Below are 22,266 nucleotides of genomic sequence, written 5' to 3'. Positions count from 1 at the left end.
CTTATCTGGCCTTGCAGCCGCGACCGATCAGATCGTTGGTAGCGTCCCAATAGATCAGGCCCTCGCTACCCTTGTTGACGAATGCCAACACATTGTTGCTGTACAGCGTACCGCTGGCAGCGCCGGGTTCAGCCTTGAGCCTGAACACCTGATCGCTTTGATTCAGACGAACATCGACTTCCTTTTTGGCCGAGTCGATGTAGCGCCAGTTGACCTCTGCATTGCTGTCACATACCCAGCGATTCCAAGGGTCATTCTGCTGCGGTGAACTCATGCTCGAACAACCGCCAAGCACTGCCAACACCCCGAGGGCAATCACGCCTTTCATTACGTCTCCTGGCTGCCCTGCGAAACGCGGCGTGTGCCGTTCGTTTCAACTGTCAGGGGCAGTTCTGTTCCTGTTTTCGGTCATCGGCCGGCTCACCGGTGACATGTGCCTCAACCCGTTGACTGTTTTCAGTCGTGGGCACATTCACGGCGGCCGGGCTGAATATCTGACAGGTCTTGGCACGCGAGCCAGAACCGGTACAACCAGCCAGTACAATGCAGCTCATCAGAGCCAGGGCAGCGATCTTCATGGCGAAACTCCTTTCCCGGAAAAATATCCACCCTTTAAAGACCGCTGAAGCCCGTCAATGTTGCCAACGGGTTTCAGACCTGGCTCACAGACACCCTACATTGCCTGTCCGCGGCATGAATTCGTAACGATCCCACACCTCGGGGCCGCCGCGCTTGTAGACCACCGGCACCGTTTCTGCCTGCCAGCCCGCCTGATAGCAGCTTAACTGGAGCGGTTGGGTCGGGGAGTCGCTCTCCACCTCTTCAGCCGCAGGCTTGCCCGCGCAACCGGCCAGTAAACCTGCGATGAGAAACCACGGTAACGCCCTGACCATTGACCACTCCTTGTCCAAGGCTTTCACTCAAGCCTTGGCGCGTTGTTCGAGCATTTCCACCGCAGGCAGAACCTTGCCTTCCACGAACTCGAGGAACGCACCGCCACCGGTCGAAATGTAGGAAATCTGTTCTGCCACACCATACTTGTCGATGGCCGCCAGCGTGTCGCCACCGCCCGCGATGGAGAACGCCTGGCTTTCAGCGATGGCCTTGGCGAGCGTTTTAGTGCCTTCACCGAACTGATCGAACTCAAAAACGCCGACCGGACCGTTCCACAGGATAGTCCCGGAAGATTTCAGTAATTCGGCGAAATGCGCAGCAGTTTGCGGGCCAATATCGAGAATCATATCGTCATCGGCGACGTCAGCGATCAGTTTGACAGTAGCGGCAGCGCTCTCGGCGAACTCCTTGGCAACCACCACGTCCGTCGGCAATGGCACGCTGACCTTGGCGGCGATGGCGCGAGCGGTGTCGAGCAGGTCAGGTTCGTACAGCGATTTACCGACCTTGTGACCAGCCGCAGCCAGAAAGGTGTTGGCAATGCCGCCGCCGACGATCAACTGATTGCAGATGCCGCTCAGGCTGTTGAGTACGTCCAGCTTGGTGGAGACCTTGGAGCCCGCCACGATGGCGGTCATCGGCTGGGCCGGAGCGCCCAGGGCCTTGCCCAGTGCTTCAAGCTCGGCGGCCAGCAACGGACCTGCCGCTGCCACCTTGGCGAATTTTGCCACGCCGTGAGTAGAACCCTCGGCACGGTGGGCGGTGCCAAAGGCATCCATCACGAACACGTCGCACAGTGCTGCGTATTGCTGCGCCAGCTCGTCGGCGTTCTTTTTCTCGCCCTTGTTGAAGCGAACGTTCTCGAACAGGACGACATCACCCGCTTTCACGTCGACCCCTTCCAGGTAATCGGCAACCAGCGGAACGTCACGACCCAGCGCCTTGCTCAGGTAGTCGGCAACCGGCTTGAGGCTGTTCTCGGCAGAAAACTCACCCTCTGTCGGGCGGCCAAGGTGTGAGCAGACCATGACGGCCGCGCCTTTCTCCAACGCCAGCCTGATGGTCGGCAGCGAAGCGAGGATACGTGCATCACTGCTGACTACGCCGTCCTTTACCGGGACGTTGAGGTCTTCGCGAATCAGTACACGTTTACCTTGCAGATCGAGGTCGGTCATCTTCAAGACGGTCATGAGCATTCCTGTTTTTTTACTGTTATTGGTCAGCGACGCGCAGAAAGTGATCGGCGACGTCGAGCATTCGATTGGCAAAGCCCCATTCGTTGTCGAACCAGGCCAGCAGATTGACCAGCCGGGGTCCGGAAACGCGGGTCTGACTCGCATCGACAATGGCCGAATGCGGGTCATGGTTGAAATCGCAACTGGCGTGCGGCAATTCCGTGTAGGCCAGCAGTCCCTTGAGCGGACCGCTGGTGGCGGCCTCACGCAGGATACGGTTGATCTCCACGGCATCGGTGTCTCGCGACATCTGCAACGTAATGTCCAGACAGGACACATTCACCGTCGGCACGCGAACAGCTTTGGCCTGAATTCGGCCGGCAAGTTCCGGAAGCAGCCGTTCGATTCCTCGCGCCAGACCGGTGGACACCGGAATGATCGACTGGAAGGCCGAGCGCGTACGGCGCAGATCCTCGTGATGATAAGCGTCGATCACCGGTTGATCGTTCATCGCCGAGTGGATGGTGGTAATGGTCATGTATTCCAGGCCGATGGCCTGATCCAGCAAGCGCAGCAGCGGCACGCTGCAGTTGGTGGTGCACGACGCGGCCGAGACCAGCAGCTCGCGGCCAGTCAGCTTGTGCTGATTGATGCCGAACACCACGGTGGCATCGACATCCCGTTCGCTGGCCATCGGCTGGGAAAACAGCACCCGCGGCGCACCGGCCTCCAGAAAGCGCTGGCCATCTTCGCGAGTGTTGTAGACACCGGAACACTCAAGCACCAGATCGACTTCCAGACCGGCCCAGTCGATGCCTTCGGGCGTCGCACTGCGCAGGACCTTGATCCGGTGGTCATTGATGTGCAGGTATTGCCCTTCGACCCGCACTTCGCCGGGAAACCGGCCGTGTGTGGAGTCAAAGCGCGTGAGGTATTCAAGACTGGCCATGTCGGCCAGATCGTTGATGGCAACCACTTCAAACCCGGCCTTGGCCCCTCGCTCGCACAGCGCGCGAACAACGCAACGACCAATACGGCCGTAACCGTTCAGAGCAACTTTGTAAGGGCGGGGCTGGGGCATGAAATTTTCGCCAGGGGCTGGATCTGATTGCGTAAACGATAAAACCTGTGGGAGCGACAGGGGCGGCGATCCGCTTTGCTCGCGAATGGGAGCACCCGGTTTGCCTGACTCACCTAGGCGCTTCCTTCGCGAGCAAGGCGGATCGCCGCCCCGGTCGCTCCCACAACATCAACATCACATATGCTGATCAGTCTTCGAGCAGCTCTTCAGCAGTGCTCAGGACGTTTTCCAGCGTGAACCCGAACTCTTCGAACAGCGCTGGCGCAGGGGCCGACTCGCCGAAGGTGGTCATGCCGATCACGCGCCCTTCCAGACCTACGTATTTGTACCAGTAGTCGGCGTGAGCCGCTTCGATGGCAATACGCGCGCTGACCTGCAACGGCAGCACCGCCTGCTTGTAAGCAGCATCCTGAGCTTCGAAAATGCTGGTGCATGGCATGGACACCACGCGCACGTTGCGGCCCTGCTCGGTCAGCTTGTCGTAAGCCTGGACAGCCAGACCGACTTCCGAACCGGTCGCGATCAGGATCAGCTCAGGCTCGGCAGCGCAATCACGCAGTACGTAACCGCCACGCGCGATGTAGGACAGTTGCTTCTCGTCACGCGCCTGATGAGTCAGGTTCTGACGGGAGAAGATCAGTGCCGACGGGCCATCGTCACGCTCGATAGCGTGTTTCCATGCCACGGCCGACTCCACGGCATCCGCAGGACGCCAGGTGTCCAGGTTCGGCGTGGTACGCAGGCTGGTCAATTGCTCGATCGGCTGGTGAGTCGGGCCGTCTTCGCCCAGACCGATGGAGTCGTGAGTGAATACGTAGATCACGCGCTTCTTCATCAACGAGGCCATACGCACCGCGTTGCGAGCATATTCCATGAAGATCAGGAAGGTTGCGCCGTAAGGCACGAAGCCGCCATGCAGGGCGATGCCGTTCATCATGGCGCCCATACCGAACTCGCGAACACCGTAATGCAGGTAGTTGCCGTTAGGGTCTTCGCCGGTGATGCTCTTGCAGCCTTTCCAGATGGTCAGGTTGGATCCGGCAAGGTCAGCCGAACCACCCAGAATTTCAGGCAGCAACGGGCCGAGTGCCCCCAGTGCGTTCTGGCTGGCCTTGCGGCTGGCGATGGTTTCGCCCTTGGCGTTGACTTCAGCGACATAAGCCGCTGATTTTTCAGCGAAATCTGCAGGCAATTGCCCACTCATGCGACGAATGAAGTCGTTGGCCAGCTCCGGGAACGCGGCGGAATAGGCAGCAAAGCGCTGGTCCCACTCGGCTTCGGCCGCCAGACCTTTTTCCTTCGCGTTCCACTCGGCATAGATATCAGCCGGGATTTCGAAAGGACCGTGATTCCACTTCAGCGCGGCACGGGTCAGGGCGATTTCGTCAGCACCCAGTGGCGCACCGTGGGACTCTTCCTTGCCCTGCTTGTTGGGCGAACCGAAACCGATGGTGGTCTTGCAGCAGATCAGCGTTGGCTGGTCGCTCTTGCGAGCGGTTTCGATGGCTGTCTTGATTTCTTCAGGGTCATGACCGTCGACATTGCGGATCACCAACCAGCCGTACGACTCGAAACGCTTAGGCGTATCGTCGGTGAACCAGCCTTCCACTTCACCATCGATGGAGATGCCGTTGTCGTCGTAGAACGCGATCAGCTTGTTCAGCTGCAACGTGCCGGCCAGCGACGCCGCTTCGTGGGAAATACCTTCCATCATGCAGCCATCGCCCATGAACACGTAGGTATGGTGATCGACGATGGAGTGGCCTGGACGGTTGAACTGTGCGGCGAGGGTCTTCTCGGCAGCAGCGAAACCGACGGCGTTGGCAAAGCCCTGACCCAGCGGACCGGTGGTGGTCTCGACGCCAGGCGTGTAACCGTATTCCGGGTGACCCGGAGTGCGGCTGTGCAATTGACGGAAGTTTTTCAGGTCGTCGATGGACAGGTCGTAGCCGGTCAGGTGCAGCAGCGAGTAGACCAGCATCGAGCCGTGGCCGTTGGACATGATGAAACGGTCACGGTCGGCAAACGCAGGGTTTGCCGGGTTGTGCTTCAGATAATCGCGCCAAAGAACCTCGGCGATATCCGCCATGCCCATGGGGGCACCCGGATGGCCGCTGTTGGCTTTTTGCACGGCATCCATGCTGAGGGCACGAATAGCGTTGGCACGCTCACGACGGCTTGGCATCGCTGATCTCCTGGGAATTAAGAAATAGGATTGAGAAAAAGAAGGTCATTTTCCCTCACGGACAGGCCGGGGGCAATCACAGATAGACGACCATAGGCTTTTTTCCGGGGTTGCGGACATTATTTGCCACGCAAAGACTGGATCACCCGCCTGCACGACAAGTTCACAACGCCTGACCGGCGCCATCCATCCAGCAATATCAAAACTTTTTGATATTGCCCTTGCGACACTCCGGATCGCTCTCTAGACTGCGCAGCTATGAACCTGCGTGTACCTGCCATTCGCCACGATGCATGCGACGACCTCTCTGCATTGTGCAAGGCCGGCGGCGATCCCTTGCGGCTGAACGTGCTGCGTGTGCTGACCAACGACTCGTTCGGCGTGCTGGAACTGGCGCAGATTTTCGCTATCGGCCAGTCCGGCATGAGCCATCACCTCAAGGTGCTGGCGCAGGCTGATCTGGTCGCGACACGGCGTGAAGGCAACGCCATTTTCTACCGGCGCGCCCTGCCCCACACCGAACTGCCGGGTGGCAGGCTGCATGCGGCGTTGCTCGACGAAGTGGATACGCTGGACTTGCCGGACGACGTACAGAGCCGTATCGGCCTGGTGCATCGGCAACGGGCACTGGCCAGTCAGGATTTTTTCGCCCGTACCGCAGAAAAGTTTCGCGCCCAGCAGGACCTGATCGCCGGTTTGGCGCAGTACAGCGAAAGCCTGCTGACCCTGCTCGACAAACTGAGCTTTGGTGCGCAGGCAACCGCTCTGGAAGTAGGCCCCGGTGACGGCGGCTTCCTCCCTGAGCTGGCGCGGCGCTTCGGTCAGGTCATCGCGATGGACAACAGCCCGGTGATGCTGGACCTGGCGCGCGGCGTCTGCGAGCGCAAGGCGCTGGCTAACGTTGAGCTGAGGCTGGCCGATGCACTGACCGACGCTAAAGTCAGTGCCGATTGCGTCGTCCTCAACATGGTGCTGCATCATTTCGCGGTACCGGCCGAAGCCTTGAGGCAACTGGCCGAACATGTAAAACCCGGCGGTAGCCTGCTGGTAACAGAATTGTGTAGTCATGACCAGAGTTGGGCCAGGGAGGCCTGTGGCGATCTCTGGTTAGGTTTCGAGCAGGAAGACCTGGCCCGTTGGGCCATCGCTGCGGGGCTAGTTCCCGGGGAAAGCCTCTATGTAGGCTTACGTAATGGTTTCCAGATCCAGGTTCGCCATTTTCAGCGACCGGCTGGCGACACTCACCATCGGTAAAATGAAGGAAACCCGTAGAGATGAGCGAATACTCACTTTTCACCTCCGAGTCCGTGTCCGAAGGGCATCCGGACAAGATCGCCGACCAGATTTCCGACGCGGTTCTGGACGCCATCATCGCTGAAGACAAATACGCCCGTGTAGCGTGCGAAACACTGGTCAAGACCGGTGTGGCGATCATCGCTGGCGAAGTGTCGACTTCGGCCTGGGTCGATCTGGAAGACATCGTGCGTAACGTCATCCTCGACATCGGCTATAACAGCTCCGACGTCGGTTTCGACGGCGCGACCTGCGGCGTGATGAACATCATCGGCAAGCAGTCGGTAGACATCGCCCAGGGCGTTGACCGCAGCAAACCTGAAGATCAGGGCGCTGGCGACCAGGGCCTGATGTTCGGCTACGCCAGCAACGAGACCGACGTGCTGATGCCAGCGCCGATCACCTTCTCCCACCAGCTGGTGCAGCGTCAGGCCGAAGCGCGTAAATCCGGCCTGCTGCCGTGGCTGCGCCCGGATGCCAAATCCCAGGTTACCTGCCGTTACGAAAACGGCAAGGTGGTCGGCGTTGACGCTATCGTGTTGTCGACCCAGCACAACCCGGATGTGTCGTACAAGGACCTGCGCGAAGGCGTGATGGAGCTGATCGTCAAGCACGTCATCCCTGCGCACCTGCTGCACAAGGACACCCAGTTCCACATCAACCCGACCGGCAACTTCATCATCGGTGGCCCGGTAGGCGACTGTGGCCTGACCGGCCGCAAGATCATCGTCGACACCTACGGCGGCATGGCCCGTCACGGCGGCGGCGCTTTCTCCGGCAAGGACCCATCGAAGGTTGACCGCTCGGCCGCCTACGCCGGTCGTTACGTGGCCAAGAACATCGTCGCTGCCGGCCTGGCCGAGCGTTGCGAGATCCAGGTGTCCTACGCCATCGGCGTCGCTCAACCGACTTCGATCTCGCTGAACACGTTCGGCACCGGCAAGCTGTCCGATGACAAGATCATCAAACTGGTCCGCGACAACTTCGACCTGCGTCCTTACGCAATCACCACCATGCTCGACCTGCTGCACCCGATGTACCAGGCCACTGCAGCCTACGGCCACTTCGGTCGTATCCCGGTCGAAATGACCGTTGGCGATGACACCTTCACCGCCTTCACCTGGGAAAAAACCGACCGCGCCGACGCCCTGCGCGCAGCTGCCGGCCTGTAAAAACCCAGAAAAAAGCCCCGGACGACCTGGTCGTTTCGGGGCTTTTTTTCGTCTGGAGATATGGACGGTCCGAGTCCGATCAAGAAAATGCGGCGCGCCGCAGACTTGTGACGCAGAGCGTCACCCAAGGCATTCCCACGCTGGAGCGTGAGGAACGATAACCTCAACTATCGTGCCCGATGCTCTGCGCTTCTGCCCGAAGGGCGTGCGAGCTTGCTCACGAAGACGCCGGTGCCGGCGCGACTATCGTGCGGCGCTCTGCGTCGTATGCCTTTCTGGACGCTCCGCGTCCTCTTGACGACGCAGAGCGTCGAGAACTGCGTTCCCACGCTGGAGCGTGAGGAACGATAACCTCAACTATCGTGCCCGATGATCTGCGCTTCTGCCCGAAGGGCGTGTGAGCTTGCTCACGAAGACGCCGGTGCAGTCACTGAGCACTCTGCGTGGACATGCCGCCTGCTCCATCGCAAAACCCGGTAACCAAGCCCTGCCCCTTCACCACACGACAACGACTAGCCTCATCGAGCCCATTCCTAAAGCAAGGATGCTTCGATGCTGCCCACCATTCGCCTGATGACGTTCGCTCTTGTGGTTCTTCTGCCCGGCCTCGGCAATGCCAGTCAATGCCCTGACTGGCCTGCAGCCAAGGCGCGCAGCGAGGTCACAAACTTGCAACAGCAGATGGCTGCGTGGGACGACAGCTACCACCGCCAGGGCATTTCGCACATTCCGGACGAGCTCTACGATCAGGCGCGGCAGAAGCTGAACCTGTGGCGCTCGTGCTTTGCCGCTTCCACCCCCGAGGCCGATCCGCTAAAGACAGCAGTCGGCCCGTTGCCTCATCCCGTTGCGCACACGGGCGTCAACAAGCTGGCCGACGAAAGCAGCGTCAAGGACTGGCTCAAGGGCCGCAACGATCTGTGGATTCAACCCAAGGTCGATGGCGTAGCCGTCACCCTGGTCTACGAAAACGGCCAGCTTGTGCAGGCGATCAGTCGTGGTGACGGGCGCAAGGGGCAGGACTGGACTTCGCAGGCGCGACTGATCAAGGCCATTCCTCAACAACTGCCCCAGGCTGACTCCGCAATATTACAAGGCGAGCTGTACTGGCGTCTGGACGACCATATTCAGTCAGCATCCGGCAGCGTCAACGCGCGCAGCAAGGTCGCGGGATTGCTGGCGCGGCAGACGATCAGCCCGCAGCAGGCCGACGCCATCGGGCTGTTCGTCTGGGACTGGCCGAACGGGCCTGGCGATATGGCGCAACGTCTCGCAGGCCTGCAAGCCATGGGTTTCGAGGAAAGCGCGGCCTATTCGCACCCACTGGAAAACTACGCCAAGGCCGCACGCTGGCGCGAGCATTGGTATCGCAATCCCCTGCCGTTCGCCACCGATGGCGTGATCATGCGTCAAGGCCAACGTCCACCTGCTCAACGCTGGCAAGCCAGTGCGCCTTACTGGATCGCCGCCTGGAAACATCCCTACGCCCAGGCGCTGGCCGAGGTGCGCAAGGTCAACTTCAAGATCGGCCGCAGCGGCAGAATTACGCCGGTGCTGGAGCTGACCCCGGTACGCCTCGACGACCGTACCGTCAGCCGCATCAGCACGGGCTCGCTGCAGCGCTGGCAAACACTGGATATCAGGCCTGGCGATCAGATCGCCGTGAGCCTGGCCGGGTTGACGATCCCACGACTCGACGGCGTGGTGACCCGTGCAGCCGAACGAGCCGACATAATCATTCCGCGAGCCGAAGACTTTCATGAACTGAGCTGCTGGCAAGCCACACCGGGCTGTGAAAGCCAGTTCCGCGCCAGACTGGCATGGCTCAGCGGCAAGAAAGGCCTGGCGTTGCCCGGCGTGGGTCCAGGGACCTGGAACACGCTTATCGAGAACGGCCAAATCATGGGCTTACTCGATTGGATGACCCTGAATCATGCTGAGCTTGCTAACATTCCCGGCTTCGCTGAACGCAGTAGCGCTAAACTGCTCAACAGCCTGCAGACCGCACGCGAACGGCCGTTTCAGACATGGCTCAAGGCCATCGGACTGCCGCCCACCGGAGGCGCCAGACTGCCCGACAACTGGCACGAGCTGGCTGAACGCAGTGTGGAGCAATGGCAAGCAGAGCCAGGCATCGGTCCTGGTCGCGCAACCAGGCTCAGGGCTTTTTTTCAGGACCCGCAGGTACAGGCACTGAGCCAGCAATTGCAGGCACAGAGCATTTCAGGTTTTAGGTAGCGGACGTTCATTTTTCTGTCCGTATTCAAACGGAGTTCATATGCAGTTTTTATCACCACTGATTCTTTTCACCAGTTGCACGCTGCTCGCCACAACCGTGTTCGCAGACGCTCAGGCCCCGGTGCCGTCCGAATGCCAGATCAAAAGCCAGGAGATCAGCAGCAAGATTCAGGATGCCAAGACCGAGGGCAACAAGGCAGAACAGGCCGGCCTTGAAAAGGCACTCGCCGAGGTCAACGCCAACTGCACCGAAACGTCATTGATCAAACAGCGCAAGCAAAAGGTGCTCGACGCCAAGCAGGAAGTCAGCCGCCGTCAGACCGACCTGAACAAGGCCATGGAAAAGGGCGATCCGGAGAAGATCAACAAGCGCAAGGACAAGCTCGCCGATTCGCGCAAGGAATTGCAGGAAGCGCAGACCGAACTCGAGAAAGTCCAGCCAGACGATTGATCAGGTCGCGACGCTGCGCATGATCGGCAGCGTCGCGAACAGCCTGTCAGGACACGGCCGGGAAAGCCGATACCCCGAACAACGCGATGATCAGGCCCATGCCCACCAGCCAGACAAGCGAGCGCAGTGCGGCCAGATCGGCCAGGTAGAAAATGATGTACAGCAGGCGACTGGTGATAAACAGTACCGCCAGCACATCAATGGTCACCAACTGCGCGTTACCGGCAATGTGCGCAATGATCACCGCTGCGGCAAACGCCGGGGTCACTTCAAAGCTGTTCAACTGGGCAGCATGCGCGCGGCGCGGGAACCCCTCCAGCTTGTCGAGAAAGGCACGCGGATCATGATTATGCCCACTGCCGAATTTGCCGCTGCCGAACTTGGCGATACCGGCACACATAATCGGCAGCAGGATCGCGACCAGCACGCACCAGAAAGCAACTGTCATACGTCCATCCTTATAGGTTCAGCTTCATCTGAAGCATCCGGGCAATACCCGCTCACACACTATGAGCAGGGGGTCAGCGAAAGGTTCTTGAAGAACGACCACCAACCTGACGCATTACACCAGTTTAGGAAAGATCAGGCTGAACGTGGTGAATTGGCCCGGCTCGCTCTGCACCGTCACCTGCCCTTCATGCAGGCTCATGATGGAGCGCACAATCGCCAGCCCAAGCCCGGTCCCGCCCTGCTGTCGCGCGCGGCTGACATGCACCCGATAGAAACGATCGAACAGGCGCGGCAGGTGTTCGGCATCAATGCCATCCCCCGCATTGCGCACCGCCAGTGACACTTCATCTTCGTGCGTGGCAAGCGTAAGGGTAATGACGCTGCCGGACAGACCATGGCGAATGGCGTTGGACAGCAGATTGGAAATCGCTCGCTGAATCATCAGCCTGTCCCCGGTCGCCCTGGCGTGCCCATGAACCTGCAGGGTGATGTCGCGATCCTCCGCCGAGGAGGAGAACAGTTCGGCGACCTTGTCTGCCTCCTCGCGAAGGTCGATGACCTCGACCGGCAATGGCGCTGAGGGCTGGCTGACGCTGGCCAGAAACAGCATCTGACTGATCATGCGCGACATGCGCTCCAGCTCTTCGCTGCAGGATTCCAGCGCCTGTTTGTAGTCCTCCGACGGGCGCGGTCTGGACAGCGTGACCTGCGCCCGACCCATCAGGTTGTTCATCGGCGAGCGCAGCTCATGCGCGAGGTCGTCCGAGAACTGCGCCAATTGCTGCACATCGCCGTCCAGCCTGTGCAGCATGAAGTTGACGGCATGTGCCAGGTCGCGCAACTCGTCAGGCAGGCCCTTCACTTTCATGCGATGAGACAGGTCGCGGGCCGAGATCAGCGCGGTGACTTTCCTGAATGCCCGCAGCGGCCTGAGCCCGCGACGCACCACCCACCAGACGCCAAAGCCGACCAGCAACAGAATCACCGGCAAGGCCATGCAGGTCGATCTGACGTAAGCGTGCAGCAGCGCGGTGTCGCTTTCCCTGTCCATGGACAGCCTGACCAGCACGTCCTGACCGGTCTTGAGGCGTACGGTCCTGTAACCCAGCAGAATCTTGTGGCCCTGGGCGGATTTCAGTTCCTGAAAGCCTGGCGGCAGCGCATCGGTATTGGGAACCGGCAGATTTCGCCCCTCTACGCTACCAACGCTCATCAGCTCTTGCCGAGGGTTGCCCGCGTCGAGAATGGTCAGCGAGAAGCTGTCATGCCCGACGATCTGGTCACGCAGCGTGTGCGGGTACTGGACGATGTCCTCGATGCCCAGAAACCCCTCGCTCATGCTGTGTTCGATCTGCCTGAACTTCTCGCTCAAACTGTCTTCGGCACGTATATCGAGCTGACGGGAAATGGCTGTGTAGGCAAGCATTTCCATGACCAGCACCAGACACCCGATGAGCGCCGCGACCGTCAATCCGAGGCGTGTCGAAAGACGGGTCAGCTTCATTCACGCACTTCCAGTACGTAACCGACGCCACGCAGCGTGTGAATCAGCTTGGTCTCGAAAGGATCATCGATCTTCGCCCGCAGACGGCGGATCGACACCTCCACCACATTGGTGTCGCAATCGAAGTTCATGTCCCAGACCAGAGAAATGATCTGGGTGCGCGACATGACTTCGCCGCTGTGCCGCATCAACAGGTGCAGCAGCGCGAACTCCTTGGTCGTCAGGTCGATGCGCTGGCTGCCACGGAAGGCCCTGTGGCGCCCCTGATCCAGCTCCAGATCGCCGACCTGCAACACCTTGGACGTGGTGGTCTGCTCGCTGCGGCGCATCAGCGTGCGGACCCGTGCCAGTAACTCGGGAAACTCGAATGGCTTGACCAGGTAATCATCGGCGCCCATTTCCAGGCCCTTGACCTTCTCTTCGAGACGGCCTCGTGCAGTGACCATCATGATGCGCGTACTGACGGTCTTCCTCAGGCGGCTCAACACCTCCCAGCCGTCCATCTCCGGCAGGTTCACGTCCAGTATCACCACATCGTAAGCCTGATGCTGCGCGAGATAGAGACCATCGAGGCCGGTTGCAGCGATATCGACGATATAGCCGCTTTCGGTCAGCCCCTGATGCATGTATTCGGCAGTTTTTGGCTCGTCCTCGACGACAAGGATTCGCATAACCAGGCTTCCTGTTTGATGAACGATGAATGACGATGCCGTGCAGTGTACTGAAAAGAAACGCCCATCCCGCTGGATAACAAAATCGTAATTTTGCAGCAATCCCTCTGATAACTCCGGTTGCATAAAGTCCCCTCAGCCAACTTCAGCGCCCTGGTGCCTGTTTGTTTTTTGCTTTCGATGGGGTGAGTCATGCGACTGGAGAATAACGTGCGCGCTCAGCGTATAGATCGATTGGCAGGGAGTGCGCTATGAGAGTCGCCGCACTGTGCCTGGTGTTGTTACCGCTTGTTGCCCCTGGCATCGCCGCAGCCCAAGGCATCAGCCTGGCTCAGGCACTGGAGGCAGCCTTCGCCCGTAACCCGGAACTTGCCGCAGCCCAGTGGGAGATCGGCGTTGCCGAGGGTGATCGGCAACAGGCCGGGCTGATCCCCAACCCGACCGTGTCATGGGAAGTGGAAGACACCCGCCGCGAGACCAGCACCACCACCGTGATGCTCAGCCAGGCACTGGAACTGGGCGGCAAGCGCGGGGCGCGCATCGAGGCCGCCAGCAAGGGCCAAGACGCCGCCCGGCTGGAGCTGGAGCGTCGCGGCAACGAACTGCGGGCCGAAGTGGTTCAGGCGTTCTACGCAGCGGCGCGGGCGCAGGCAGGTCTGGACCTGGCGCGCCAGTCCAGAGCACTGGCCGAACGCGGCCTGCAGGTTGCCGAGGGGCGTGTTCGGGCAGGCAAGGTGTCACCGGTGGAAGCCACACGCGCCCAGGTACAACTGGCCGAAACCGACCTGCTGGTACGCCGCGCCGAGACCTTGAAAGTCAGCAGTAACCGGGAACTGGCGCGCACCACCGGTTCGCCGCTCGCCTCTTTCGAGCACCTGGACTACAGCGACCTGTCGCCAGGCAAGCTGCCACCGAGCGCAAAGCTACTGACCGCCCTCAATCAGTCCGCCGAGCTGCGCCTGGCGCAGACCCAGATCGAGCAGCGCGAAGCCGCGCTGGGTTCGGAGCGCGCCAAGCGCATCCCTGACCTGACCGTCAGCGTCGGCAGCCAGTACAGCCGCGAAGAGCGCGAGCGGGTCAACGTCGTGGGCCTGTCGATGCCGCTCCCGCTATTCGACCGGAACCAGGGCAACGTGCTCGCGGCATCACGCCGTGCCGATCAGTCGCGCGACCTGCGTAACGCCGTCGAACTGAAGCTGCGCACCCAGACGCAGTCAGCCCTCGATCAATGGAACACCGCCGCGCAGGAAGTCGAGTCCTTCGACCGCGTGATCCTGCCCGCCGCGCAACGTGCCGTCGACACGGCAACGCGCGGTTTCGAGATGGGCAAGTTCGGCTTTCTCGAAGTGCTGGACGCGCAACGAACGCTGATCTCGGCGCGCAGCCAGTACCTCGAATCGCTGGCCACCGCCACCGACGCCAGAGTCGCCATCGAGCGAATCCACGGTGATCTCAACCGTTTCAGCCTCAACCCCTGACTTTCCTTTTCCGCCTGTATCGAGCGTATCCAAAAGTGCTGCACGCACCTGATCGCCGGGAGCCTTCATGAACAACAAACGAAGCATTGCCATCGCGCTGGCGGTGGTGGTCATCATTGGTCTGGGCAGTCTGACCCTGAACCCGCAGAGGCTGCCGTTCGCAGCCGGACCAGAACCGTCAGCCGATGAGCACGCGCATGAATCCGGGCAGGGCCATGCTGAAGAGCCAGGCCACGCCGACGAGGCGAAAAAATCGGACGCCGCAGCCTCGGAAGCTTCTCACGAAGAGGATGAGGGACACATCGAGCTGACTGCCGGGCAGATCAAGGCGGCAGGCATCGAGCTGGCCACCGCAGAACCCCGGCAGATGAGCACGACCGTGACCTTCCCCGGTGAAATCCGCTTCGATGAAGACCGCACTGCGCATGTCGTGCCGCGGGTCAGCGGCGTGGTCGAAGCGGTGAAGGTCGATCTGGGTCAATCGGTGAAGAAGGGCCAGGTGCTGGCGGTGATTGCCAGCCAGCAGATTTCCGATCAACGCAGCGAATTGAACGCTGCACAACGACGTCAGGAACTGGCGCGCCTGACCTTGCAACGCGAAAAGAAGCTCTGGGAAGACAGAATCTCGGCCGAGCAGGATTACTTGCAGGCCCGTCAGGACTTTCAGGAAGCCGACATCAACCTGGCCAATGCCCGGCAGAAGATCAGCGCCATCGGTGCCAGCACCCATCCTTCGGCGGGAAGCCGCTACGAGCTGATCGCACCGTTTGATGCCGTGGTCGTGGAAAAGCATCTGGGCATCGGCGAGATGGTCAGCGAGGCCAGCAATGCCTTCACGCTGTCCGACCTGTCGCGTGTCTGGGCCACCTTCGGCGTAGCGCCCAGGGATCTGGACAAGGTGGTGGTCGGTCGTCCGGTCATCGTCAGTGCGCCCGACCTGAATGCCCGGGTCGAAGGACGAGTCGGCTACGTCGGCAACCTGCTGGGCGAGCAGACCCGCGCTGCGGCCGTGCGCGTGACACTGGCCAACCCGCAGGGCGCGTGGCGTCCCGGCCTGTTCGTTTCGGTGGAAGTCGCCGCCGAGCAGACCCGTGTGGCGGTCAGCATTCCCGAGTCCGCGATTCAATCGATTGAGGACAAACCCTCGGTCTTCGTACGCAACGCTGAAGGGTTTCAACTGACACCGGTAACGCTGGGTCGCCGCGATGGTGGCCACGTGGAAATCGTCAAGGGCCTGGCGGCCGGCACACAAGTGGCCACCGCTGGCAGTTTCATCCTCAAGTCGGAGCTGGGCAAAGGCTCCGCCGAGCACGCCCATTGATCTGCGTCCCACGAGTACACCCCCATGTTTGAACGGTTGATTCAATTCGCGATTGAACAGCGCATCGTCGTGATGCTTGCTGTGCTGCTCATGGCTGGGCTGGGCATCGCCAGCTACCAGAAACTGCCCATCGATGCGGTCCCCGACATCACCAACGTACAGGTGCAGATCAACACCTCTGCGCCCGGCTTCTCGCCGCTGGAAACCGAGCAGCGCATCACCTTCGCCATCGAGACCAACATGGCGGGCCTGCCCGGCCTGCAACAGACGCGCTCGCTGTCGCGCTCGGGCCTGTCGCAGGTCACGGTGATTTTCGAGGACGGCACCGACCTGTTCTTCGCCCGCCAACTGGTGAACGAGCGCCTGCAGATTGCCAAGGACCAGTTGCCGGAAGGCGTCGATGCGATGATGGGGCCGATTTCCACAGGCCTCGGCGAGATCTTTCTGTGGACGGTCGAGGCCCGAGAGGGCGCACTGAAAGAAGACGGCACGCCGTACACGCCGACCGACCTGCGAGTGATTCAGGACTGGATCATCAAGCCGCAATTACGCAACGTACCAGGCGTGGCCGAGATCAACACCATCGGCGGTTTTGCCAAGCAGTATCAGATTGCGCCGGATCCCAAGAAACTGGCCGCCTACAAGCTGACGCTGAACGATCTGGTGGCAGCGCTGGAGCGCAACAACGCCAACGTCGGCGCAGGCTATATAGAACGCGGCGGCGAGCAGTTACTGATTCGCGCACCGGGTCAACTGGGCACCGTGGACGACATCGCCAACATCGTCATTGCCAACGTGCAGGGCACGCCGATCAGAATCAGCAGCGTGGCCGAAGTCGGCATCGGCAAGGAAATGCGCTCCGGTGCCGCCACCGAAAATGGCCGCGAAGTGGTGCTCGGCACCGTGTTCATGCTGATCGGTGAAAACAGCCGGACGGTGTCACAGGCCGTGGCCGCCAAACTCGCCGACATCAATCGCACACTGCCTGCAGGTGTGAAAGCCGTAACGGTTTATGACCGCACCACGCTGGTGGAAAAAGCCATCGCAACAGTGAAAAAGAACCTGATCGAAGGCGCGATTCTGGTCATCGTGATTCTGTTTCTGTTCCTCGGCAACATCCGTGCTGCGCTGATCACCGCCATGGTGATTCCGCTGGCCATGCTGTTTACCTTCACCGGCATGTTCACCAACAAGGTCAGCGCCAACCTGATGAGCCTGGGCGCACTGGACTTCGGCATCATTGTCGATGGCGCGGTGGTGATCGTCGAAAACGCAATCCGCAGGCTGGCGCATGCCCAGCAAAAGCACGGCCGCATGCTGACCCGCAGCGAGCGTTTCCATGAGGTTTTCGCCGCCGCCAGAGAAGCGCGTCGGCCGCTGATTTTCGGTCAGTTGATCATCATGGTCGTGTACCTGCCGATCTTCGCCCTCACCGGTGTGGAAGGCAAAATGTTCCACCCGATGGCCTTCACCGTGGTCATCGCCCTGCTCGGCGCCATGATTCTTTCGGTGACCTTCGTGCCTGCCGCCATCGCCATGTTCGTCACCGGCAAAGTCAAGGAAGAAGAAGGCTTTGTGATGCGCACCGCTCGCCAGCGCTACGCACCGATACTGAGCTGGGTACTGGGGCATCGCTCAATAGCGTTCGGCATGGCCTTGGTGCTGATCGTGCTGTCCGGCTTCACCGCCAGCCGCATGGGCAGCGAGTTCATCCCGAGCCTGAGCGAAGGCGACTTCGCCCTGCAGGCGCTACGCGTTCCCGGCACCAGCCTGACCCAGTCGGTGGACATGCAGCAGCGTCTGGAAAAAGCCATCATCGAAAAAGTCCCGGAAGTGCAGCGCGTGTTCGCCCGCACCGGCACCGCCGAGATCGCCGCCGACCCGATGCCGCCCAACATCTCCGACAGCTACGTGATGCTCAAGCCACAAAGCGAATGGCCGGACCCGGATAAGTCTCGCGAAACGCTGATCGCCGACCTGCAAAAGGCCGCCGCCAGTGTACCGGGCAGCAACTACGAACTGTCCCAGCCTATCCAGTTGCGCTTCAACGAGCTGGTTTCGGGGGTGCGTAGCGATGTGGCGGTAAAGGTCTTCGGCGACGACATGAACGTGCTGAACCAGACCGCTGCAAAAATCGCCGCCACCCTGCAAAAAGTGCCGGGTGCCTCGGAAGTCAAAGTCGAGCAGACTACCGGGCTGCCGGTGTTGACCATCAACATCGACCGCGACAAGGCCGCGCGTTATGGCCTCAACGTCGCCGACGTGCAGGACGCCATCGCCATTGCGCTGGGCGGTCGTCAGGCGGGCACGCTGTATGAGGGCGACCGCCGCTTCGACATGGTGGTGCGCCTCTCCGAGCAACTGCGAACCGATGTGGACGGGCTTTCCAGCCTGCTCATTCCGGTGCCTGCAAGCGCTGGCAACCAGCAGATCAGCTTTATCTCCCTGTCTCAGGTCGCCAGCCTCGACCTGGTACTCGGCCCGAACCAGATCAGCCGCGAGAACGGCAAACGCGTGGTCATCGTCAGCGCCAACGTGCGCGGCCGCGACCTCGGCTCGTTTGTCGAAGAGGCGGGCACCACCATCGACAACGGCGTGCAGATCCCGGCCGGCTACTGGACCAGTTGGGGCGGGCAGTTCGAACAACTGCAATCGGCCGCCAAACGCCTGCAAATCGTCGTACCGGTGGCATTGCTGCTGGTGCTGGCGCTGCTGTTCATGATGTTCAACAACCTCAAGGACGGCCTGCTGGTGTTCACCGGCATCCCGTTCGCCCTGACCGGCGGCGTCATGGCGCTGTGGCTGCGCGACATTCCGCTGTCGATCTCCGCAGGCGTGGGCTTCATCGCCCTGTCGGGTGTGGCGGTGCTGAACGGCCTGGTGATGATCGCCTTCATCCGCAGCCTGCGCGAACAAGGCCACTCGCTGCACAACGCCATCAACGAAGGCGCCCTCACCCGCCTGCGCCCGGTGCTGATGACTGCGCTGGTCGCCTCCTTAGGCTTCATCCCCATGGCCCTCGCCACCGGGACTGGGGCTGAAGTGCAGCGACCGCTGGCGACGGTGGTGATTGGCGGGATTCTGTCGTCGACAGCGCTGACTTTGTTGGTATTGCCGGCGTTGTATCAGTGGGCGCATCGGCGGGAGGATGAGGAGGAACTCAAGTCGCTTAAATAGGGTTTCAAACAACTATTTAAACCCCGGAAGGCTCAGGGCAGAGCCTTCTGGAGCTTTGCCCGGCTCACACTGAACTTTCATTTGGGAAAAGGTCAAACGATTCAGCCTTCGACAGTAGACTGTGTCCGTAGTCTTCTTCACACGGGACTTTCAGACACTTCCAGGCAAGCGGGTAACCGTTGGAGATACAAACCACCCGTGCAAGTACTTATCGTCAACTTGCAAATGGCAGCCACTGGGGCCGCCCTGCATAAGGACATGTAGATGTTGACGAACAAGGTTCCGGCCATATGACGCGCACCAGTCTCTACGACCGCATCTCCGAGCGCCGACTGGCTGACGAAGCCCTGGCGCGTGAGGCAGCCGAACATGCTGCCGCGCAGCAGGCACTTGAACGTGTCGAAGCGCTCACCCCGGTTCCAAAGCCGTTGCTCGACGCGCCCTGCAGTTTCAATTTCGGCGGGTTCCACTTCGGCTTTCCGGAAGGTTTCCAGTGCAACGCGATTGAAGCCACCGTTCAAGTGGGCGGAGAGCCTGTCGTCGTCTCCATTCAGCGTCGCGATGTGCCTGAAGAGGCAACGCTTGCCGAAGCGTTCGCCGAAGCCGTCAAGGCGCTGCAGCCACTGCATGGCGAAGTCCAGGTCATTCGCCACTACGAAACGCTGTTGGCGGGCAATGCAGCGCTGGCGCTGGATTTTCATTTTCGCGCAGGCCTTGAAGAGCGGCATGGACGCCTGATCGGTGCCATCGTGCCGTGTGCCGATCACAACGAACGCCAATGGCTGAGCGTGGGCTGCGTGATTGACTCCGAAAAGACCGCGCTGAAAACCTGGTTGCTGGATTTTGACAGCATGCTTGAAGGCCTGACCGCCCCCTGAACTCTATTTCATCGCTGACAGGACACGCTTTAATGGACTATCCGTTGCAGAACATCAGCGTCACGCCAGGTGATCGCACCTCAACTACTCGCAGCCCGCAGGAGTAACGGCGATGTTCGAGGCAGCGCGGTTACTGGATGAGATCGAACACACCGGTGCAATGGCGGGCTTTGTGCTCGGAGCGATCGTGGGCATCGCGGCAGTGGCGTATGTCTCGCTCACCTTCGCCACGTGCGGGTTCGGCGGTTTTTTACTGGCCATGGCAGTCGGCCTGGCCGGTAATGCCATCGCCAGTATCGGGGAGAGTATCGGCAGCGCCTTCAGCTCTCCCGCGGGGCAGATCGAATCTGCCTCGCCCAACGTGTTCATCAATGGCCGCCCCGCTGCCTTTGCCATCGAAAGCACCGCCGTGTGTGACAAGCACTCGCCGATCGTCAAGGTGGCCGAAGGCTCCAGCAACGTCTTCATCAACGGCCAGCCCGCTGCGCGCAAGGGCGACAAGCTGACCTGCGGCGCGAAGATCGGCACTGGCTCGCCCAACGTCTTCATCGGCGGCGGTACCCAACGCTACCTGCCGGTGGACGACGAAGTCTCGGCGATGGCCCGCTACACCGTGGACATTCTGTTGGTCGTAGCCGGCGGCGCCAAGGCCGTGCTCAGCATTGCCAAGCTGGGCATGCAGGCCGGTCTGAAAGCGGCAGGCCCTTGCGCCCTGCAGTTCATGGGCGGTGTCTTTCTCGGGGACGCCATTTTTCGCTTCGGCGTCGCCCCCGTGGCCGAAAAAGTGCTGGGCGGCCTGCACGGCAACCCGGTCGACACCACCACCGGACGCAAACTGCTGATCGACGAGTCCGATTTCAGCCTGCCCGGCCTGATGCCGATCGAGTGGACACGCTTCTACGCCAGCGACCTCGATGTCGACAGCGCGCTGGGCAAGGGCTGGGTGTTGCCCTGGGAACAAAGCCTGCGGCGCAAGGGCAGCTTTCTGTACCTCAGCGACAATCAGGGCCGCAGCGTGCCCTTCGTGACACTGGACTACAACCAGCGCATCTACAACGCACAGGAACAGCTGTACCTGGTGCGTACCGAGGGTGGTCATTACCTGCTGCAAACACTGGATAACGTCTTTTACTACTTTGGTGAAGTGCCCGACGACAACCAGCCTGTTCCCCTGCAACGCGTCGAAAACGCCCTCGGTCATTTTCTGCATTTCGTACGCAGCGAAGACGGCGTTCTGACCGACATCTGCTCCACCGGCGGGCATCGTGTGCACCTGCACTACGACGAGGTGACAAACCGCCTGAGCACCGTCAAGCGGATCGTCGGCGACCAGGCCGTCGAGACACTGGTGCGCTATGGCTACGACAACAATGGCCAGTTGAACAGTGTGTACAACCGCAATGGCGACTCGGTGCGCAACTTCAGCTACACCGACGGCCTGATGACCCGCCACGCCAATGCGCTGGGGCTCAGTTGCGAATACCGCTGGGAAGTTCTCGACGGCAAGCCGCGCGTGGTCGAACACTGGACCAGCGACGGCGAGCACTTTCATTTCGATTATGATTTCGAGGCGCGCCAGACGCGCGTAACCGATGTGCTGGGGCGTCGTGCCGAGGTGACCTACAACAAGGACCGTCGCGTCATCGCCAGCACTGATTTCGGCGGTGAGCAGTACCGTATCGCGCTGGACAACACCGGCAATATCACCGGCCTGACGCTGCCCGATGGCAACCAGCTGGGCTTCGAGTACGACGATCTGTCACGCCTGACCGCAGAAACCGACCCGCTGGGCCGAACCACGCGTTATCAGCATCACTACAAGACCACACTGGTCAAACAGATCACTTACCCTGACGGCGCCATCTGGACGGCCCGCTACGATTCGAAAGGCAATCTGGTTGCGGAGATTGATGCGCTGGGTCAAAAGACCGAATACCTCAACAGCGAAGATGGCCTGCCGCACACCATCATCGATGCGACCTATAAATCCAAATACCTGTGGTGGAACAACCTGGCGCAGGTCGAGCGCTTCCAGGACTGCTCGGGCAAGAGCACCTGGTACCGTTACGACGAGCGCGATCAACTGGTGGCCGTCACTGATGCCCTGAACAACACCACCACACTGGAACGCAAACCTGGCGGCGAAGTGCTGAGCATCAACCATCCGGACGGCACCCGCGAGAGCTTCACCTACAACGCCCACGGCCAGGTGCTCACGCACACCAACGGCAAGGACCAGACCACGCATCTGGCACGCAACGCCCGTGGCCTGCCGATCAGACGCCAGGACCCCAAGGG

At 60.7% G+C, this 22,266-nt stretch carries 18 protein-coding genes; 9 read left to right on the top strand and 9 right to left on the bottom strand.

The window, feature by feature from the left end; all coding sequences use genetic code 11:
• Window position 1: 1 nt before the first annotated feature.
• The 6 genes from AO388_RS03345 to tkt form a co-directional block, all read right to left on the bottom strand.
• Window positions 2–328: an MliC family protein gene (locus tag AO388_RS03345; RefSeq protein WP_003320832.1), complete on the bottom strand. Its 327-nt coding sequence runs from the start codon at window positions 326–328 to the stop codon at window positions 2–4.
• Window positions 329–380: 52 nt separating this feature from the next.
• On the bottom strand, window positions 381–578 hold the full coding sequence (locus tag AO388_RS03340; RefSeq protein WP_003372626.1) for a hypothetical protein: 198 nt from the start codon (window positions 576–578) through the stop codon (window positions 381–383).
• Between the two features lie 84 nt (window positions 579–662).
• Entirely contained in the window at window positions 663–893 is a 231-nt protein-coding gene (locus tag AO388_RS03335) for a lipoprotein (RefSeq protein WP_003316354.1), read from the bottom strand.
• Window positions 894–920: 27 nt separating this feature from the next.
• Window positions 921–2,084, bottom strand: a complete 1,164-nt coding sequence (locus tag AO388_RS03330; RefSeq protein ID WP_003372628.1) for a phosphoglycerate kinase — start codon at window positions 2,082–2,084, stop codon at window positions 921–923.
• A 22-nt stretch (window positions 2,085–2,106) separates the two neighbouring features.
• Window positions 2,107–3,150, bottom strand: a complete 1,044-nt coding sequence (gene epd / locus AO388_RS03325) for an erythrose-4-phosphate dehydrogenase (protein ID WP_003411999.1) — start codon at window positions 3,148–3,150, stop codon at window positions 2,107–2,109.
• Window positions 3,151–3,337: 187 nt separating this feature from the next.
• On the bottom strand, window positions 3,338–5,335 hold the full coding sequence (gene tkt, locus AO388_RS03320) for a transketolase (RefSeq protein ID WP_003372635.1): 1,998 nt from the start codon (window positions 5,333–5,335) through the stop codon (window positions 3,338–3,340).
• A gap of 258 nt (window positions 5,336–5,593) precedes the next feature.
• Between tkt and AO388_RS03315 the strand changes: the two genes are divergently transcribed.
• The 4 genes from AO388_RS03315 to AO388_RS03300 all read left to right on the top strand — a co-directional run bounded on the left by AO388_RS03315 (window position 5,594) and on the right by AO388_RS03300 (window position 10,489).
• On the top strand, window positions 5,594–6,589 hold the full coding sequence (locus tag AO388_RS03315) for an ArsR/SmtB family transcription factor (RefSeq protein WP_003316359.1): 996 nt from the start codon (window positions 5,594–5,596) through the stop codon (window positions 6,587–6,589).
• Between the two features lie 20 nt (window positions 6,590–6,609).
• Window positions 6,610–7,800: a methionine adenosyltransferase gene (gene metK, locus AO388_RS03310; RefSeq protein ID WP_003372639.1), complete on the top strand. Its 1,191-nt coding sequence runs from the start codon at window positions 6,610–6,612 to the stop codon at window positions 7,798–7,800.
• A gap of 552 nt (window positions 7,801–8,352) precedes the next feature.
• Entirely contained in the window at window positions 8,353–10,038 is a 1,686-nt protein-coding gene (gene ligB, locus AO388_RS03305; RefSeq protein WP_058416042.1) for an NAD-dependent DNA ligase LigB, read from the top strand.
• A gap of 40 nt (window positions 10,039–10,078) precedes the next feature.
• The gene (locus AO388_RS03300; RefSeq protein ID WP_003432477.1) at window positions 10,079–10,489 is read left to right on the top strand and encodes a DUF1090 domain-containing protein; all 411 of its coding nucleotides are present in this window, start codon (window positions 10,079–10,081) and stop codon (window positions 10,487–10,489) included.
• A 46-nt stretch (window positions 10,490–10,535) separates the two neighbouring features.
• Here the strand turns inward: AO388_RS03300 and AO388_RS03295 are convergent, their stop codons facing one another.
• The 3 genes from AO388_RS03295 to AO388_RS03285 all read right to left on the bottom strand — a co-directional run bounded on the left by AO388_RS03295 (window position 10,536) and on the right by AO388_RS03285 (window position 13,114).
• Complete coding sequence (locus AO388_RS03295) at window positions 10,536–10,937, bottom strand: MAPEG family protein (RefSeq protein WP_003432473.1); 402 nt, start codon at window positions 10,935–10,937, stop codon at window positions 10,536–10,538.
• Between the two features lie 114 nt (window positions 10,938–11,051).
• Window positions 11,052–12,443 carry a heavy metal sensor histidine kinase gene (locus AO388_RS03290; protein WP_058416041.1) on the bottom strand — a complete coding sequence of 464 codons (1,392 nt, stop codon included), beginning with the start codon at window positions 12,441–12,443 and terminating at the stop codon, window positions 11,052–11,054.
• Window positions 12,440–13,114, bottom strand: a complete 675-nt coding sequence (locus tag AO388_RS03285; protein WP_003372647.1) for a heavy metal response regulator transcription factor — start codon at window positions 13,112–13,114, stop codon at window positions 12,440–12,442. Before AO388_RS03285 ends, AO388_RS03290 begins: the two co-directional genes overlap by 4 nt.
• Window positions 13,115–13,365: 251 nt before the next feature.
• Here AO388_RS03285 and AO388_RS03280 point away from each other — a divergent pair, with 251 nt between their 5' ends.
• From AO388_RS03280 to AO388_RS03260, 5 genes are all read left to right on the top strand, one after another.
• Window positions 13,366–14,592: a TolC family protein gene (locus AO388_RS03280; protein ID WP_058416040.1), complete on the top strand. Its 1,227-nt coding sequence runs from the start codon at window positions 13,366–13,368 to the stop codon at window positions 14,590–14,592.
• A 67-nt stretch (window positions 14,593–14,659) separates the two neighbouring features.
• Window positions 14,660–15,913 (top strand): efflux RND transporter periplasmic adaptor subunit, encoded by a 1,254-nt coding sequence (locus tag AO388_RS03275; protein ID WP_058416039.1) that lies wholly within the window; start codon window positions 14,660–14,662, stop codon window positions 15,911–15,913.
• A gap of 24 nt (window positions 15,914–15,937) precedes the next feature.
• Complete coding sequence (locus AO388_RS03270; RefSeq protein WP_058416038.1) at window positions 15,938–19,090, top strand: CusA/CzcA family heavy metal efflux RND transporter; 3,153 nt, start codon at window positions 15,938–15,940, stop codon at window positions 19,088–19,090.
• Window positions 19,091–19,380: 290 nt separating this feature from the next.
• Window positions 19,381–19,968 carry a hypothetical protein gene (locus AO388_RS03265; RefSeq protein WP_003432458.1) on the top strand — a complete coding sequence of 196 codons (588 nt, stop codon included), beginning with the start codon at window positions 19,381–19,383 and terminating at the stop codon, window positions 19,966–19,968.
• Between the two features lie 112 nt (window positions 19,969–20,080).
• A partial coding sequence (locus AO388_RS03260; RefSeq protein ID WP_177343122.1) for a DUF6531 domain-containing protein occupies window positions 20,081–22,266 on the top strand: 2,186 nt, incomplete at its 3' end.

Source organism: Pseudomonas sp. ICMP 10191 (assembly GCF_001467335.1).
GTDB lineage: Bacteria > Pseudomonadota > Gammaproteobacteria > Pseudomonadales > Pseudomonadaceae > Aquipseudomonas > Aquipseudomonas cerasi.
Note: the sequence above shows the minus strand (reverse complement) of the source record. Positions and strands in the feature narration are given on the sequence as shown.